Source organism: Paenirhizobium daejeonense, from assembly GCF_014280875.1.
Lineage (GTDB): Bacteria > Pseudomonadota > Alphaproteobacteria > Rhizobiales > Rhizobiaceae > Allorhizobium > Allorhizobium daejeonense.
Genome location: NZ_JACLAL010000001.1, coordinates 219,901 through 236,657 on the forward strand (window position 1 = coordinate 219,901; position 16,757 = coordinate 236,657).

The 16,757-nt window shown below is 60.6% G+C and carries 15 protein-coding genes; 12 read left to right on the forward strand and 3 right to left on the reverse strand.

The annotated features are described in order from the left end of the window. Window positions 1-70 precede the first annotated feature (70 nt). On the reverse strand, window positions 71-1,087 hold the full coding sequence (locus H4I99_RS00980; protein WP_163903783.1) for a polyprenyl synthetase family protein: 1,017 nt from the start codon (window positions 1,085-1,087) through the stop codon (window positions 71-73). A 107-nt stretch (window positions 1,088-1,194) separates the two neighbouring features. Between H4I99_RS00980 and H4I99_RS00985 the strand changes: the two genes are divergently transcribed. Further along, complete coding sequence (locus H4I99_RS00985) at window positions 1,195-1,425, forward strand: putative signal transducing protein (RefSeq protein ID WP_163903785.1); 231 nt, start codon at window positions 1,195-1,197, stop codon at window positions 1,423-1,425. Window positions 1,426-1,448: 23 nt separating this feature from the next. Then, window positions 1,449-2,219: a tRNA1(Val) (adenine(37)-N6)-methyltransferase gene (locus tag H4I99_RS00990; protein WP_246225572.1), complete on the forward strand. Its 771-nt coding sequence runs from the start codon at window positions 1,449-1,451 to the stop codon at window positions 2,217-2,219. A 20-nt stretch (window positions 2,220-2,239) separates the two neighbouring features. Here the strand turns inward: H4I99_RS00990 and H4I99_RS00995 are convergent, their stop codons facing one another. After that, the gene (locus H4I99_RS00995) at window positions 2,240-3,586 is read right to left on the reverse strand and encodes an Nramp family divalent metal transporter (protein ID WP_163903787.1); all 1,347 of its coding nucleotides are present in this window, start codon (window positions 3,584-3,586) and stop codon (window positions 2,240-2,242) included. A 285-nt stretch (window positions 3,587-3,871) separates the two neighbouring features. On the opposite strand from H4I99_RS00995, the gene H4I99_RS01000 reads away from it, so the two are divergent. From H4I99_RS01000 to H4I99_RS01045, 10 genes are all read left to right on the forward strand, one after another. After that, complete coding sequence (locus H4I99_RS01000; protein ID WP_163903789.1) at window positions 3,872-4,738, forward strand: S49 family peptidase; 867 nt, start codon at window positions 3,872-3,874, stop codon at window positions 4,736-4,738. Window positions 4,739-4,753: 15 nt separating this feature from the next. Continuing rightward, a complete protein-coding gene (locus tag H4I99_RS01005; protein ID WP_163903791.1) occupies window positions 4,754-4,945 on the forward strand; it encodes a hypothetical protein in 192 nt (63 codons plus the stop codon). A gap of 64 nt (window positions 4,946-5,009) precedes the next feature. Further along, complete coding sequence (locus H4I99_RS01010; RefSeq protein ID WP_163903793.1) at window positions 5,010-5,246, forward strand: AbrB/MazE/SpoVT family DNA-binding domain-containing protein; 237 nt, start codon at window positions 5,010-5,012, stop codon at window positions 5,244-5,246. Next, window positions 5,243-5,641 carry a PIN domain-containing protein gene (locus tag H4I99_RS01015; RefSeq protein ID WP_163903795.1) on the forward strand — a complete coding sequence of 133 codons (399 nt, stop codon included), beginning with the start codon at window positions 5,243-5,245 and terminating at the stop codon, window positions 5,639-5,641. Before H4I99_RS01010 ends, H4I99_RS01015 begins: the two co-directional genes overlap by 4 nt. A 100-nt stretch (window positions 5,642-5,741) precedes the next feature. Continuing rightward, window positions 5,742-6,701: a glycine--tRNA ligase subunit alpha gene (locus H4I99_RS01020; protein ID WP_163903797.1), complete on the forward strand. Its 960-nt coding sequence runs from the start codon at window positions 5,742-5,744 to the stop codon at window positions 6,699-6,701. A 123-nt stretch (window positions 6,702-6,824) separates the two neighbouring features. Further along, window positions 6,825-8,645, forward strand: coding sequence for a DUF2207 domain-containing protein (locus tag H4I99_RS01025; protein WP_163903799.1), 1,821 nt, complete (start codon window positions 6,825-6,827; stop codon window positions 8,643-8,645). 129 nt (window positions 8,646-8,774) lie between these two features. Continuing rightward, window positions 8,775-9,326, forward strand: coding sequence for a LemA family protein (locus tag H4I99_RS01030; RefSeq protein ID WP_163903800.1), 552 nt, complete (start codon window positions 8,775-8,777; stop codon window positions 9,324-9,326). Window positions 9,327-9,344: 18 nt separating this feature from the next. Then, a complete protein-coding gene (locus H4I99_RS01035) occupies window positions 9,345-11,276 on the forward strand; it encodes a DUF2207 domain-containing protein (protein ID WP_163903802.1) in 1,932 nt (643 codons plus the stop codon). Window positions 11,277-11,508: 232 nt separating this feature from the next. Beyond that, window positions 11,509-13,818, forward strand: coding sequence for a glycine--tRNA ligase subunit beta (gene glyS, locus H4I99_RS01040; RefSeq protein ID WP_163903804.1), 2,310 nt, complete (start codon window positions 11,509-11,511; stop codon window positions 13,816-13,818). 16 nt (window positions 13,819-13,834) lie between these two features. Next, window positions 13,835-14,320, forward strand: coding sequence for a 2-thiouracil desulfurase family protein (locus H4I99_RS01045; RefSeq protein ID WP_163903806.1), 486 nt, complete (start codon window positions 13,835-13,837; stop codon window positions 14,318-14,320). A 421-nt stretch (window positions 14,321-14,741) separates the two neighbouring features. Here the strand turns inward: H4I99_RS01045 and H4I99_RS01050 are convergent, their stop codons facing one another. Continuing rightward, a complete protein-coding gene (locus H4I99_RS01050) occupies window positions 14,742-16,574 on the reverse strand; it encodes a methyl-accepting chemotaxis protein (RefSeq protein WP_163903807.1) in 1,833 nt (610 codons plus the stop codon). Window positions 16,575-16,757: the final 183 nt, after the last annotated feature.

The following is a 16,757-nucleotide window of genomic DNA, read 5'->3' on the forward strand; positions in this document are numbered from 1 at the left end:
ACTCAACAGCATGGCTTTTTTGAAGCAGGCCCGCAAGGCAATGTCACAGTTCAATCCCCGAGTGCCCCGGTCAGTTCACTCGGGCGATGGAGAAGTCGATGACGTCCAACAGCGCGGATTTGTAGGCTGTTTCGGGCAGGGGCGCCAGCGCGTCGCGGGCAATGGTGCCATAATGGAGTGCACGAGCTATGGTGTCGCTGAGGGCACCGTATTTCGTGATCAGGCCGAGCGCCTTTTCCAGCCGCGCATCGTCATTCTGGGCGCCCTCGATGGACTCGCGCCAGAATTCCCGTTCGGCCTGGGTTCCCCGGCGGTAGGACAGGATGACCGGCAGGGTGATCTTGCCTTCGCGGAAATCGTCGCCGACATTCTTGCCGAGATCGGCTGCCTTGCCGCCGTAATCCAGGGCGTCGTCGACGAGCTGGAAAGCAAGGCCGAGGTTCATGCCGTAGGATTTGAGCGCGTTGCGGCCGGCGCGGTCGGCGCCGGCAATGATTGGGCCGACTTCGGCTGCTGCGGCAAAGAGGGCCGCCGTCTTGGCGCGGATGACCGAGAGATAATCGTCCTCGGTGGTCTCCATGTTCTTGGCAACCGAAAGCTGGAGAACCTCGCCCTCCGCGATGACCGAAGCGGCCCCTGACAGGACGTCGAGCGCTTCGAGCGAGCCGACTTCCACCATCATGCGGAAGGCCTGGCCGAGAAGGAAATCGCCGACGAGAACGCTTGCCTGATTGCCCCAGATCATGCGAGCCGTGGACTTGCCGCGGCGAAGATCGCTTTCGTCCACCACGTCGTCATGCAGCAGGGTCGCGGTATGCATGAACTCGACACTGGTTGCGAGCTTCACGTCGCCATCGCCCTCATAGCCGAACAGTGCCGCGGAAGCGAGCGTCAGCATCGGCCGCAGGCGCTTGCCACCGGACGAGATCAGGTGGTTTGCGACTTCCGGGATCATCTGCACGTCGGAACCGGCCTTGGACAGGATCAACTGGTTGACCCGCTCCATACCCTGTTTCGTCAGGTCCACCAGTGGCTTGACGGAAGCCTGTTTGTTTTTGTTTTCCTCAAGCGGTATGACTACGCCCAACGCACCGGACTCCAATTGCATTTTGGGGGCGACAATAAAAAGTGGCGACATCAACAGCAAGCACGAATTGGTGCATCCCGCCTTTTTCACGGGGGTTTCGAGGTAAAATGTACGAGATTATCCGCACCAACGACGCCGTTCTCCTCTCTTTTGCCGAAAGCCTGCTCAAGGATGCGGGAATTCCCTGTATGATTGCCGATCAGGCCATGAGCATTCTGGAGGGATCGCTCGGCATGTTGCCGCGACGGCTTCTGGTTGCCGAGGAGCAGGCGGAAGAAGCGCGCAAACTGCTGATCGACGCGGGTCTCGCCGATGAACTGCGCGACGAGGGTGAGTAACCTTGTCAGGCTCGGTCCCAGGCGTGGTCGTTGATACTATCGATGCCTTCCATCGCGGTCGCTTTCATCTCGTCCAGCCGAAGGGCAGGGGGCACCGCGCCGGCATGGATGCCATGCTGCTCGCCTCGCTGGTCGATGCGCCAAAGCCGATCCGTCTTGCCGATCTCGGCGCTGGTGCCGGCGCCGCAGGCCTTGCGGTTGCGGCACGGCTGGAGGGCGCACGGGTAACGCTGGTCGAGCGCTCGCCCGATATGGCGGCGTACGCCCGCAAGAGCCTTGAATTGCCTGAGAACGCGGCGTTTCGCTCGCGGGTAGGGGTCGTCGAGGCCGATGTCACGCTGACCGGCAGGGCGCGCGTTGCGGCAGGGCTTGCCGATGACAGCTTCGAACATGTCATCATGAACCCACCCTTCAACGATGCCGGCGACCGCAAGACACCGGATGCCCTGAAGGCGGAGGCGCACGCTATGACGGAAGGACTGTTCGAGGGCTGGATCAGGACGGCGGGTGCGATCATGGTGCCCGGAGGCCAGCTGTCACTGATCGCGCGCCCGCAATCCGTGGCCGAGATCATCGCCGCCTGCGGCAAACGCTTCGGCGGGCTGGAGATCACCCCGGTCTATCCGCGAGTTGGGGAGAATGCAGTGCGTATACTCGTGACCGCGATAAAGGGATCGCGTGCACGGCTGAACTTTCGCTCGCCGCTCCTGATGCATGACAATCCCGAAAGCCACAAGTTCTCGGCTTTCGTCGACGATCTGAATAACGGCCGCGCCGCATATCCGCGTGGCTGAGCCAGCCCCTATAGCATCGGTCAGCCGGTCACGAAATCCGCCACAAGCTTGACGTTGAGTGCGGTGATGACGATGGCGATCAGCAACGCGATTGCCGACAGCCAGCGGGGCGAGACGAGCGCGCCCATCTTCGTGCTGTCCGCGGTCATCAGTACCAGCGGGAAGACGGCGAAGGGCAATTGCAGACTGAGCACGACCTGACTGAGGATCAAGAGTTCCGCCGTGCCGCTTTCTCCGTACCAGATGGCGACGAAGCCGGCGGGGATGATGGCAAGGCCGCGCGTCAGAAGCCGCCGCACCCAAGGCTTCAGCTTCATGTCGAGGAAGCCTTCCATGACGATCTGGCCGGCAAGTGTGGCGGTCAGCGTCGAGTTGAGGCCGCTGCAAAGCAGCGCGATCCCGAAAAGCGTCGGTGCGACGGAGCTGCCGAGCAGCGGTGACAGCAGCGCATGGGCGTCGCCGAGTTCGGCAACCTCCTGATGTCCGCTGCGGTGAAAGGTTGCTGCCGCAAGGATCAGGATCGAGGCATTCACCAGGAAGGCGAAGAAGAGCGCCAGCGTCGAGTCGATGGTCGCGAACGTCAGGGCCATCCTGCGGCTCTTGTCGTTGTCCTCGATGCTTCGGGTCTGCACGATGCCGGAATGCAGGTAGAGATTGTGCGGCATCACGGTCGCGCCGATGATGCCGATGGCGATGTAAAGCATGGCCGGGTTGGTGACGACATCCATTGTCGGAATGAAACCTGTGGCCACTTCCGACCAGTCAGGTCGGGCAAGCGCAAGCTGCACGGCGAAACTCAGGCCGATGACTGCGGTAAGCGTGATGACGAAGATTTCCACCCAGCGAAAACCGAGGCGCTGCAGCAACAGCACGATGAAGACATCGACGGCCGTGATGAGAACGCCGACGGCAAGCGGCAGGCCGAAGATCAGCTGAAGGCCGATGGCCGTGCCGATCACTTCGGCGATGTCAGTCGCCACGATGGCGATTTCCGCGATCACCCAGAGCGCAATGCTGACCGGCTTCGGATAGGCATCCCGGCAGGCGCGGGCGAGGTCACGGCCGGATGCAATGGCAAGACGCGCGGCAAGCGCCTGCAACAGAATTGCCATGCTGCTCGAAAGCAGGATGGCGACGAGCAGCGTATAGCCGAAACGCGAGCCGCCGGCGAGCGACGTCGCCCAGTTGCCCGGATCCATGTAGCCGACCGCAACGAGATAGCCGGGTCCGAGAAACGCGAGAGCCCGCCGCCAGAAGGGGCTACTGCTTTTCACCGGGATGGTGGCGTGTGTTTCCGAAAGCGACGGTGTGCCGCGTTCTCGCCGCCAGGCGGTCTGAGGCGTATCGCTGATGCCGGGTTCGGCCATGGAATATCATTTCTTGAATGCGAATAACTCGCAACAATAGCTATGCCCTGTTTGTGCAGCGCGCAAGTGCCTTTGACCGGCATGGCGCGACTTTCGATGGTCGGTTTCGACGCATCCGCTTTGAAGTGCCTTCAATGCAGCAGCAGACGCCGGTTCTCGCGCCCTGCGCCGATTTGACGGCCACTCTTTTCGCCGGTAAGCGACGCTATCGGCAGGCATTGCGCCTGACACCAATCTTCCTACATGTGTTGTCTGAACACGTAACAAGTCAGTGAGTGAGTTTTGATGGCCGGATGGTTGAAGCGCCTTTTGCCGAAGAGATTTAGGAACGATAGCGTCGTCATTCCTGTTGTGCGCCTGCATGGCGCGATCATGAGCGGGGGCGGCAAGTTCAAGCAGAACCTCAATCTCGCCGGCGTTGCCCCCATGCTGGAAAAGGCCTTTGCGAAGAAGGACAGCCCGGCAGTGGTACTGTCGATCAATTCTCCCGGCGGCTCACCGGTGCAGTCGCGCATGATCTTCGAGCGCATCCGCGCGCTGGCGGAGGAAAAGCACAAGCGCGTGCTGGTCTTCGTTGAGGATGTCGCGGCTTCCGGCGGTTACATGATCGCGCTCGCCGGCGACGAGATCATCGCGGACCAGACCTCCATCGTCGGTTCGATCGGTGTCGTTTCCGGCGGTTTCGGTTTTCCCGAACTCCTGAAGAAGATCGGTGTCGAAAGGCGCGTCTATACCGCCGGCGAGAACAAGGTGATCCTCGATCCCTTCAAGCCGGAAAAGGAAAGCGACATCGAATATCTGAAGACGCTGCAGCTCGAGATCCATCAGGTCTTCATCGACATGGTGGTGAGCCGTCGCGGCAGCGTATTGTCCGATGATCCCTCGCTTTTCTCCGGCCTCTTCTGGACCGGCCGTCGCGGGCTGGAACTCGGCCTCGTCGACAGCCTCGGCGATATGCGCAGTGAGATCAAGAAGCGCTACGGCAAGGATGCGAAGCTCGAACTTGTCTCCGGTGCCCGGGATTTCTTCGGCCGTCGCGTGCCGGGGGTCTCGGTTTCGTCCGATGGCATGGGCGAGATCGCCGCAGTCGCCGTCTCCGGTCTTGCCGAAACGCTGGAAGAGAGAGCATTGTGGAGCCGTTACGGGCTCTGACATCGCGGGAGGAACATGTCGCGGATCATATTTTTCATCGTTCTCATCGGTGGGGTCTACTGGTTCTACCGCCGTTTCGTGAACGACGCCCAGAAGCTTTCGGCCAAGGCGAAGCGCGTCCACAAGGAACGCCGCAACTCTGCCCACGGCACGCTGGTCAAGGATGAAAAGACCGGCGAATACCGCGTGCGGCACGAGGACGAATAGCCTTTCGGCTTGTTCGTGAAATAGTCATGATATACATTGTGAAATGTATATCATGGAGGGTTCTATGCAGGTCTCCCGATGGGGTAATAGTCTTGCCATTCGCATTCCTGTGGCCGTTGCCGAAGCGCTTGAGCTGAAGGAAGGCGACGAGGTCAATGTCCGCGTGAGTGGCTCCCGCACTTTCGAGATCGGACGGGAGGATAGCCGGGAACAGGCTCTGACGCGTATTCGCAACGCGAGGATCAGTCTGCCGGCGGGCTGGACGTTTGATCGCGACGAAGCGAACGAACGCCGCGGATGAATCCCCCTCTCCTTGACACCAATATCCTGATCTATGCTTTCAGCGATGATCAGAAGGCCGGACGTGCGCAGGAGTGCCTTGCGCAACCCTTCGTGCTTTCGACTCAGGCGCTGAATGAATTCGCCAATGTCGCACTTCGCAAACTAGGCATGACGGCTCCCGAAGTGCGCATTGCCATCGCGGACATCTGCTTATTGGCCGAGGACATATTCCCGCTGGATCGCCGCACCCATGAAATGGCGCTCGACATTGCCGAGCGATACCGCCTGTCCTTTTACGACAGCCTCATGTTGTCTGCTGCTTGTCTGGCTGGCTGTCCCTCTTGCCTTTCGGAAGACATGCAGCACGGCCTGCTGATCGAGGGCGGAACGACGGTCGCTAATCCGTTTATCTAAATGGTGGCAGGCTGCACTGCCCAAGCATCACTTGACCCCTTCGCCCTGTCGTGGCACCAGACGGGCCATCTTTGCAAGACAAGCTCCGGACGAAAATCCCATGACCGAGACCACCATCGCCCCCCATATGGACCCCAAGCGCTCGTTTCAGGCCCTGATCCTGACCTTGCACAATTACTGGGCCGACAAGGGTTGCGCGGTTCTCCAGCCTTACGACATGGAAGTCGGCGCCGGTACCTTCCATCCCGCGACGACGTTACGTGCTCTCGGCCCCAGGCCGTGGAAAGCGGCTTACGTCCAGCCCTCGCGCCGTCCTTCCGACGGCCGCTACGGCGAAAACCCCAACCGTCTGCAGCACTATTACCAGTATCAGGTCATCCTGAAGCCGAACCCGTCGAACTTGCAGGAGCTTTATCTCGGCTCGCTCGCGGCCATCGGCCTCGATCCGCTGCTGCATGATATCCGCTTCGTCGAGGACGACTGGGAGAGCCCGACGCTCGGTGCCTGGGGCCTCGGCTGGGAATGCTGGTGCGATGGCATGGAAGTCAGCCAGTTCACCTATTTCCAGCAGGTCTGCGGCATCGAATGCTCGCCGGTCGCTGGCGAACTGACCTATGGACTGGAACGCCTCGCCATGTATGTGCAGGGCGTCGACAACGTCTACGACCTCAACTTCAACGGCCGCGAAGGCGACGAGAAGATTTCTTATGGCGATGTCTTCCTCCAGGCCGAGCAGGAATATTCCCGCCATAACTTCGAATATGCCAACACCGAAATGCTGCATCGGCACTTCATCGACGCCGAGAAGGAATGCCAAGCCCTGCTCGCCGCCGGCGCTCCGGCCGACAGCGATAACCAGCGCCTGCACAAATGCGTCTTCCCGGCCTATGACCAGTGCATCAAGGCATCCCACGTCTTCAACCTCTTGGATGCCCGCGGCGTGATCTCAGTCACTGAACGCCAGAGCTATATCCTGCGCGTCCGCACGCTTGCCAAGGCCTGCGGCGAAGCCTTCCTGCTCACCGACGCCGGCGGTGCAAACTTCGGCAAGGCCGCCTGAAAAGGGGGGCGCGGGCGAAATCTCGCCTGCATGCCGGGATCTACACTTCTTTCAAGTTGCAACGGCCGGGAAGACATTGTCTTCTCGGCCGTCATACTTTTAAGCATAGATTCGGTATCTTATTTGAAACGCGCCCCTTTTCCCGAGCCTTCCCCGTTCGTTACTCTGCCGGGTAAGTGGAGACGTCTTTTCGCATGGCTTCTCCTCATCGCCTTGCTGCCGCTTCTGACCGCCTGCAATGATTTCGACGAGGAGTTCTCAGTGCGCTCCGCCGAGAGCACCGTTACCGTGTCCCGTGACGGTTTCGCGCGCGTATCGGAGACATTTCTGGTTCGGGCGCTGGTTCCGCTGAACTATGGCGGTGTCTATGTCGACATACCCCAGCGTTTTCAGAACGCGCGGGGATCGGCCCACTGGAGGGATTTCGTATTCCTGGCCGCTCGACGCGAGGGGCGTGAAGAACACTATTCCATCGAAAACGGAGTCCGGGGCCGCTCGATCTACATCGGCGAGAGACATTGCAAGCATTGCAGTCCGGACCTGCCGGTCGGCATGAACGCGATCGGCATCGATTATCGGCTCGGCCGGCTGGTGCGCGAGGAGGCGGGGCGTCAGATCCTTGCTCTGCCCGCTTATCTGGGAAGCATCCACGACCTTCGCGCGGAGAAAAGGGTCAAGTTGACCGTGCCGGCGGGCGGAAAGCTCGTTTCGAGCGGCAGTGCTGAGCGAGGCTACAAAATTGAAAGCGGAGGTGGAAACGAATTCCTTGTGTCCTTTGATGCGGGAGACGCCGATCGCGTCTCGCCCGACATTGAAATCGAATATCCTTTGGGCACGTTCCGCACGGCTGGCGATCTCGACCCAATTCGCTGGTGGCTGAGCGATTATTCAAATGCGGTGCTGGCTGCACTTGGATCCATGATTGCGGCTTCCTTCATTTGGTTGAGATTGAAGCAACTGAAACGCAATGAAGCGTCAAATCTGGCGTCGATCGATCACGAACTACTCCAGCGCACGTCCCCGGCGCTTGCGGCCTATCTCTTTCGGAAAGGTTTGGCTGATTGGCGCGCAACTGGCTTTTTCGGATCCATCTGCCGTCTGGCCATCATGGGAGAGTTTCGTCTTTCGTCTGCTGATGCGTCCGGCGAGGCAGAGCGACGCAATGTAACGGACCGGGTGGGCGGTCTAAGCTCGCCTTTTTCCAGAGAGGCGTGGCCGCTATCGCTCCGGGTTGCACGCGGGCAGTTGACCTGGCTACCGCTGAGTGACGCCAGACTGAGCATTGTCGAAGCTTTGAAAGGTGGAAAATCCGAATACAAGGCGGCTGCTCTGAAAGAATATACTGAATTTCAGACGCAAGGGAGATCGGCGGAATGGGTGCTTTTGTTCACGCTTCTCTCCATTTGTGCGCTGACCGCTTATCTCTCCGGGTTACAATATTTCATGGGTGCCATGTTGGTGGTTGCGACAATCGCAATGGTATACATTCAAATGGCGAGGCGTCCGGAACTAGCTGGACGATTAGCGACAGACGATATGGGAGCATTGAAAGCCGCAATTCTTAAGCTGATTGGGCTTCCGGCGGTGTTCTTCCTGCTACTGATCTATGTCGTTCGTCATCCGCCTTACCCGGAACAGATGTCGGCAACAATTGCCATCGGATTATTGGTCGCGTTGCTGGTCATTGCTTTGTCACTTCCAAAGCCGCTTACCGGACAAATTCGCGACATGCGCGACAACGTCTTCCTCTTGCGTCGTTACATGCTGGGTGAAATCCCGGGCCCCGCGATGTCGGTGGAAACCTACGAACGCTATCTACCGTTTGCCATCGCGCTCGATGCCGAGACCACATGGACCAGCAAGTTCGACAAATGGCGAAGCGATGCCGGTATCACAACCTACGAGCCAGACTGGTTGATCAGGCCTGCGGTGCAGGAAGCATAGGCTTTCTCAGCGCACGCCCGGATGCCGTTGATACCTTCGTCCCCATTCTTGGCGCGACCGTTCGATGCATCATGACTTTGACGGTGCAACCGGTTAACCTGCGCCCGTCAAAGCTGGGAGCCCCATTTCATGTTTACGATCCTCGTTATTCTTGCCGCCGTCGCCCTTTACGTTGTCTATGTCTATAACGGCCTCGTCAAATCCCGGCAGATGACCGAGGAGGCATGGTCGGGCATCGACGTGCAGCTGAAGCGGCGCGCGGATCTCATTCCCAACCTGATCGAAACGGTCAAGGGCTATGCCGCCCATGAAAAGGGTACGCTCGAAGAGGTGGTCGAACTGCGCAACAAGGCGCAGGCGGTGCCCTCGGGCGATGTCGCCGGTCGTGCCCAGGCGGAAGGCCTGCTCGGTCAGGCGCTTGGCAGGGTGATCGCGCTTGCCGAAGCCTATCCCGATCTCAAGGCCAACCAGAACTTCCTCGAACTGCAGAAGTCGCTGGAGACCATCGAGGGCGAGATACAGATGTCGCGCCGCTATTATAACGGCGCCGCCCGCGATCTGAACGTCAAGGTCGACAGTTTCCCGTCCAACCTCGTCGCCCGCAATTTCGGTTTCGGCAAGGCCGGCTATTTCGAGATTGCCAACGAGGCCGACCGGGCCGTGCCGAGCGTGAAGTTCTGATCGGCTCCGGAGCCCCGCATGTCCTTCCGTCCGCTTGCCGCCCTTTGCTTCGCCTGCCTGCTCGCGCTCTCGCCGGTGCTTGCCACGGCTGCGGAATTCATCCGCAGCTACGATGCGCAAATCGCCGTTTCCACTGACGCCAGCCTCGAGGTCACGGAGACCATTACGGTTCATGCCGAGGGCAACGACATCAGGCGCGGCATATTCCGAGATTTTCCGCTCTATGCTCAGGATGCGAAGGGTCGCCGCACCAAGGTTGATTTCGAACTCCTGTCGGTCGAGCGGGATGGCGAGCCGGAAGCCTGGCACACCGAGAGCATTTCGGGCGGCATCCGCATCTATGCCGGATCGGCGGATACATATCTTGCCCCCGGGGACTATACCTACCGCATCGTCTACCGCACCGGCCGGCAGATCCGCTATTTCGACGATCATGATGAACTCTACTGGAACGTGACCGGCAATGGCTGGCGGTTTCCCATCAATGAAGCGTCGGCCACCGTTGTCCTGCCAGAAGGTGTGAAGCCAACCGAAACGGCCTATTACACGGGTTATCTGGGCGCGACGGATCGCAACGCGCGAATGTTGCGCACGAGTGAGGGCGTTTATTTCGAGACCACCGCGCCGCTGCTGCCGGAGCAGGGGCTGACCATTGCAGTCGGCCTGCCGAAGGGCGCGCTCGCAGCGCCTTCCAGTGAACAGAACCTCTGGTGGCTGCTGCGCGACAATCTCGCCAACATCATCGGCTTCGGCGGCCTCGTTCTCGTCTTCGTTTATTACCTTCGGTCCTGGCTTGCGGTCGGGCGTGATCCGGCCGGTGGCGTTATCGTGCCGCGCTGGGATGCACCCGATGGTATTTCCCCGGCACTGGTGAATTACATCGACAACAAGGGATTTTCAGGCGCGGGCTGGACGGCGCTTTCCGCCTCGGCCCTCGATCTGGCGGTGAAGGGCTATGTCGTCCTTGACGACCTCGAAAAATCCATTGTCATCCGCCGGACGGACAAGCCGCTGGACGGCAAGCTGCCGACAGGGCAGGCGACGCTGATCGTGGAGGTGGGCAAGCCCGGATCGGAACTGGTGATCGACAAGGCCAATGGCCGGCGTGTGCAGTCGGTGGGGCAGAGGTTCCGCTCGGCCATCGAGAAGGAACATCGCGGCAGGTATTACCGTTCGAATTCGGGCTACATCTTCGGCGGCGTGGTGCTGAGCGGCGCGGTCTTCGTTGCACTGCTGATGTTCGGCGATCTGAGCGAGGATACGATCGGCATGATGTTCGTGCCGATCTTCTTCGCGGTCTTTCTCGGCGGCTTCGCCGTCAATCTCGGCAAGGGCCTGCGCCGTGGGGCATCGCTTCCCGTCCGCATCTTCTCCATCATCGGGCTGGCCGCGGTCGCTGCGGTGGCGCTTGCCGTCTTCTCCGGCATCCTGCTGGCCATCTTCGTCGAACTGGAGGAAAGCCATCAGCTCGGTGTGCTCGCAGCCATTGGCGGCGTGGTGCTTGCCAACGCGCTCTTTTTCTTCCTGATGGGCGCGCCGACGCCGCTCGGCCGCAAGCTGATGGACGGCATCGAGGGACTGCGCATCTACATGACGCTTGCCGAAAAGGACCGGATGAACATGCAGGGCGCGCCGAAGATGTCGCCGCAGCATTTTGAGACGCTGCTGCCCTATGCGGTTGCACTCGGCGTGGAAAAGCCGTGGACGCGAACCTTCGAGACGTGGCTCGCGACAGCGGAGGCTGGCGCTGCCGCCTATCAGCCGGCCTGGTATCATGGCGCAAGCCCCGGCGATTTCGGCGGTCGCATCGGTGGCTTTTCCTCGTCCATGGCATCCACCATCGCCTCCACACTTCCAGAACCGCCGAAAAGCTCGTCCTCCGGCCTTTCTTCCGGCGGCGGCGGCTCCTCCGGTGGCGGAGGTGGCGGCGGTGGCGGTGGCGGGTGGTAGGTTGCTGCGCAGTCATTATCTCCCCCTTGAGGAGGGAGGTCGCCGCGAAGCGGCGGGTGGGGGTGACTTATGCGGCACGATGGTCACGCGATGCTGCTAATTCCCGCTCGTTGGTGCCATTTCGCGATTGTCTACCCGCGCTGAATTTTGCTAGCAGGGGCTAGCTTTTTAATCAGCCCACACCGGACTTTTGGTCCATCCCTCCTTTCAAGGGAGGGGCAGGAAAGAGAACATGCCCGATCTTCTGCTTGAACTTCGCTCCGAGGAAATCCCGGCCCGCTTGCAGCGCAAGGCTGCCGGTGACCTTAAGAAACTCGTAACCGATGCACTGGTCGAGGCGGGTCTGAGTTACGAGGGTGCGCGCGAATACTGGACACCGCGCCGGCTGACGCTGGACATCCGCGGCCTCACCGCCCGTTCCGCCGATGTACGCGAAGAGAAGAAGGGGCCGAGCGTCAATGCTCCGCAGGCCGCCATCGATGGCTTCCTGCGCGGCGCGGGCCTTACCTCCATCGATCAGGCAACCGTCAAGACCGATCCGAAGAAGGGTGATTTCTACGTTGCCTATCTGGAAAAGTCCGGTCGGTCGGCGGAGGAAATCGTCGCCGAGGTCATGCCGGGCATCATCCGCACCTTCCCCTGGCCGAAGCCCATGCGTTCCGGTTATGCCTCCATGCCGAAGGGGCTTGTGTATGGTGGCGTTGAGGGCAAGGGTACGGAGGCGCTGCGCTGGGTGCGCCCGTTGCAGTCGATCGTCTGCACCTTCGGTTCCGATCATGATGAAACCGTCGTCATCCCCTTCGAGATCGACGGCATCACCGCCGGCAACGTCACCTATGGTCACCGCTTCCACGCGCCGGCCGCCATCACGGTTCGCCGTTTCGATGATTACGTCGCGAGCCTTGAAAAGGCGAAGGTCATCCTTGATGCCGAGCGCCGCAAGCAGATCATCGCGCAGGACGCTGCCAATCTCGCCTTCGCCAACGGCCTCGATTTGGTCGAGGACGAAGGCCTGCTGGAAGAGGTCTCCGGCCTTGTCGAATATCCGCATGTGCTGCTCGGCACTTTCGAAACGGATTACCTGACGATCCCGGCCGAGATCATCCGGTTGACCATCAAGACCAACCAGAAGTGCTTCGTCACCCGTCCGCATGGCGAGACCGAAGGCCTCTCCAATCATTTCGTTCTTGTCTCCAACATCGAGGCGAAGGATGGCGGCAAGGAGATCATGCACGGCAACGGCAAGGTCGTGCGCGCCCGCCTTTCGGATGCGCTGCACTTCTGGAAGCGCGACCAGGCCGACCTGCCGGATCTGGAAACGCTGAAGGCCTCCGCCGAAAAATTCGGCCTCGACCTGTCGAAGCCGCTCGACCAGCGCATGGCCAAGCTCGACGCGCTGAACGTCACCTTCCATGCCAAGCTCGGCACGCAGGGCGAGCGCGTTTCCCGCATCCGCGCGCTGGCCAGGGAACTCGCCCCGATCGTCGGCGCCGATGCGGCGCTGGTCGACCGCGCCGTGGTGCTGGCCAAGGCCGACCTTCGCACCGAAGCCGTTGGCGAATTCCCGGAACTGCAGGGCGTCATGGGCCGCAAGTACGCGCTGCTGCAGGGCGAGCATGGCTCGGTCGCAACCGCCATCGAGGACCACTACAAGCCGCAGGGCCCGTCCGACCGTGTGCCGGATGACAAGGTCGCCATCACGGTAGCCCTTGCCGACAAGCTCGACACGCTCGTAGGCTTCTGGGCCATCGACGAAAAGCCGACTGGATCGAAGGACCCCTACGCTCTGAGGCGTGCGGCGTTGGGTGTCGTGCGCATCATTCTGGAGCGGGGCATTCGCCTGCCGCTTTTGGGCCTAATCAAGATGCAACTGCTTGCACCAGCGACCCTTCCAGAGAATTTTGGAGGCGGATTTATAGGGGATACTTTCCTCGAAATATGCGTTGCCATGTCGGGCGGTGGGTATGGAATGGGAGAGTCGGAACGACGTGCCGCAATCGAAGATGAAGCAGATAGATTCGCTGCCGACCTCCTGTCCTTCTTCCATGACCGCCTGAAGGTCTATCTGCGCGATCAGGGTGCGCGCCACGATATCATCGATTCCGTGCTGACGCCGGAGGCCGACGACCTGCTGATGGTTGCCCGTCGTGCCGAGGCGCTGACCGCCTTCATCACCTCCGAGGACGGCAAGAACCTTTTGGCCGGCACCAAGCGTGCGACCCAGCTTCTGGCCGCCGAAGAGAAGAAGGGCACCGTGGTTGCCGATGCCGTGTCGGAAGCGCTGCTGAAGCTCGATGCCGAACAGGCGCTCTTTGCCGCCATCAAGGTGGCGAGCGCGGAAGCGGCCGATGCCGTCGCCAAGGAAGATTTCCGCTCGGCCATGCAGGCCCTGTCGAAGCTCCGAGCGCCTGTCGACACGTTCTTCGACGACGTGCTGGTCAATGACGAGGACGCTGCCATCCGCGCAAACCGACTGGCGCTGCTGAAGGCCATCCGCGAGGCAACGGGTACGGTCGCGGATTTCTCCAAGATCACGGGGTAATCCGGAGGCGCGGGCGATGGACAGGATCCTCATCAGCGCCTGTCTTCTCGGCCACGCCGTCCGTTATGACGGCAAGGGCAAGCTGCTCGTCCATCCCGCGATTGATCGCTGGCGGGAGGAGGGGCGGCTGGTAACGATCTGTCCGGAGATGGCGGGCGGCATGGCCGTTCCGCGTCCGCCGGCGGAGATCGAGAACGGCCTTACCGGCGAGGACGTGCTGGACGGCAAGGCCCGCGTCATCGAGGTGACGGGCGGCGATGTAACTGCGGAGTTCGTGGCCGGCGCCGAACGGGCTCTCGCCTTCGCAAGCGACAATGGCTGCACTTTCGCGCTTTTGATCGATGGCAGCCCGTCCTGTGGATCGGGCCTGATCTATGATGGCTCCTTTGCCGGAATAAAACATGCGGGCCGCGGCGTGACCGCGGCACTTTTCCGCCGGTCGGGGATAGACGTGTTTTCCCATCGTGACATCGATCTGCTGGCGGAACGGCTGCGCAAATAGCAGGTAAGCGGTCTGCCGTCCGCGAATTACGCACAACAGAGAAATAGGGCGTGTAAACGATCCGTTTCAAAGGACCCGACACAACTGCGTCTCTGGCTTACCCCCTCTGCCCTGCCGGCCATCTCCCCCTCAAGGGGGGAGATCCGCAGAACGGCGAGCCTCTCGGCGTCCTGCCCTCTTTGCAAGCCATCCAAGAACTCTTCCATCAAAGAGGGGAGTGGGTGGCCTCAGCTGTCCGATCTCCCCCGTGAGGGGGAGATGCCTGGAAAGGCAGAGGGGGGTGAGTCACGAGTTCGCCGATGTAATATGGTACACCGCTGTGCCCAGCCATCACCGGACTCCTGCTGCCCAAAAAAACAAAAAGCCGCCGGACACTCATCGTCCGACGGCTTCCCTCACGCCCCCGCGTTGAAGGTTTGTATCAGCTTGCCATGCGCATGCGGTTCGCCATGTTGGAAAGGCTGCTTGCCTGCGAACCGCCGACCCTGAAGCCGCGGATGAGTTCGAGCAGATCGCCGGTGTCGTTGGCCAGCACCTCTGCCGAAGCCGTGGTCTCCTCGGCCATGGCGGCGTTCTGCTGCGTGGCGGTGTCGAGCTGGTTCATCGAAGAAGAGATTGAACGGAGCGTCGTGTCCTGCTCCTGCGCGCTGTAGGAGATCTTCGACACGATGTCGTTGGCGCTTTCGATCTGGCTGGAAATGCGTTTCAGCGCTTCGCCTGCCTCGCCGACCATCTGCACGCCCTGTTCCACCTGGGTCGAAGAGCGGGCGATCTGGTCCTTGATTTCCTTGGCAGCGGCCGCCGAGCGCTGGGCAAGTTCACGAACTTCCTGCGCAACAACGGCAAAGCCCTTGCCGCTCTCTCCGGCGCGAGCAGCTTCAACGCCTGCGTTCAGTGCCAGCAGGTTGGTCTGGAAGGCGATTTCATCGATCACGCCGATGATCTTGGAGATTTCGTTGGCTGAGTGCTCGATGCCGCTCATCGCTGCAATCGCCTGAGCAACGACCGCATCGCTCTGGCGTGCTTCGGAGGAGACGGCATTGACGCGGTTTGCAGCTTCGCGGGCGCCCTCGGCGGTCTGGCGAACGGCAACCGTCAGCTCGTCCAGAGCGGCTGAAGTTTCTTCCAGGCTCGCGGCCTGCCGCTCGGTGCGCTGGGCAAGCTCGCCGGATGCACGGCGGATCTCTTCCTTGCTGACGGCGATGTCATTGCCCTTGAGATTGACGCGCCCCATGGCCTCTTCGAGACGGGAAAGCGCTTCGTTGAAATTGTGGCGCAGCGTCGCATACTTGTTGCCGAGATCCTCGCAGCGCACGGTCAGGTCGCCCTGTGCAAGTTCCTTGAGGGCCGCGCCGATGGTGGAGACCACATGCGCCTGCTGTTCGGCTTCGGAGCGCTGCATGTCGGCATTCTGCTGGCGTTCGCTGTCGAGCTGCATCTGCTGCTCTTCCTGTCGCGCAGTCATGGCGTGGCGCTCACGCACCTTTTCCTGCAATTCCTTGGTGGCCTTGGCCATCATGCCGACTTCATTACTCATGTCGGTATGAGGTATGGCGAGCGAAACGTTCTCGTTGGCCACTTCCTCCAGCGCGTTATGAATGGCCTTGAGCGGGCGGGTGATGCCATGAATGACGTACCATGCTGCCACGACACCGAAGGTCAGTACGCAGAAACCAATGATGAGAACGCCGGTCACGTCCTTCATGATGCTGGCATCGAGATCGTCGAGATAGGCGCCGGTGCCGACCATGACCTCCCATGCAGGGAAGTTCTTGGAGTAGGCGGCCTTCGGGAAAAGCGCATCTTCAGGATTGCCGGGCTTCGAGAATTCGAATTCGGTCCAGCCGCCGCCTGCCTTGGCGGTGTCGATGATGTTCATCAGGAACTTGTTGCCCTGGCTGTCGGTCAGGCCGGAGAAATCCTTCCCCAGGCCCTTCTTGCCGGGATAGATGAGGCGGATGCCCTTGTAGTCATAACCGAAGAAATAGCCATCCGGCTCGAAACGCAGGTCGTTGATAATGTCGAATGCCTGCTGCTGTGCCTGTTCGCGGGTAAGCTCGCCCTTGGTTTCCAGATCATGATAGCGCGCCATGATGGAAAGCGCAGTCTCTGTCTGGGTCCGCAGCATCTCGTAGCGCTCGTTGTAGATGGCCTTGGCCGACGAGCGAATTTCGTAGATGCTGGTAAACGCGAAGGCCACCATCAGCACGGCGACCAGCAAAATGAGCTGGGAGGAGATCTTGAGGTTCTTCATCGCAGTTGACTTTCGGACAACATGAAAGGGCGTCCGTCACCGGGGAAAGCGGCGGCGGCATGGATCACAACAGTTTCTGGAAGAGCGCATGATGCGCCAAAGGAAGATGCTGCATCGCATCAATGAAAATACTATGGAACTTCAACTTTAAACATTTTCCTAAAATTGAAGCATTCCAGATAG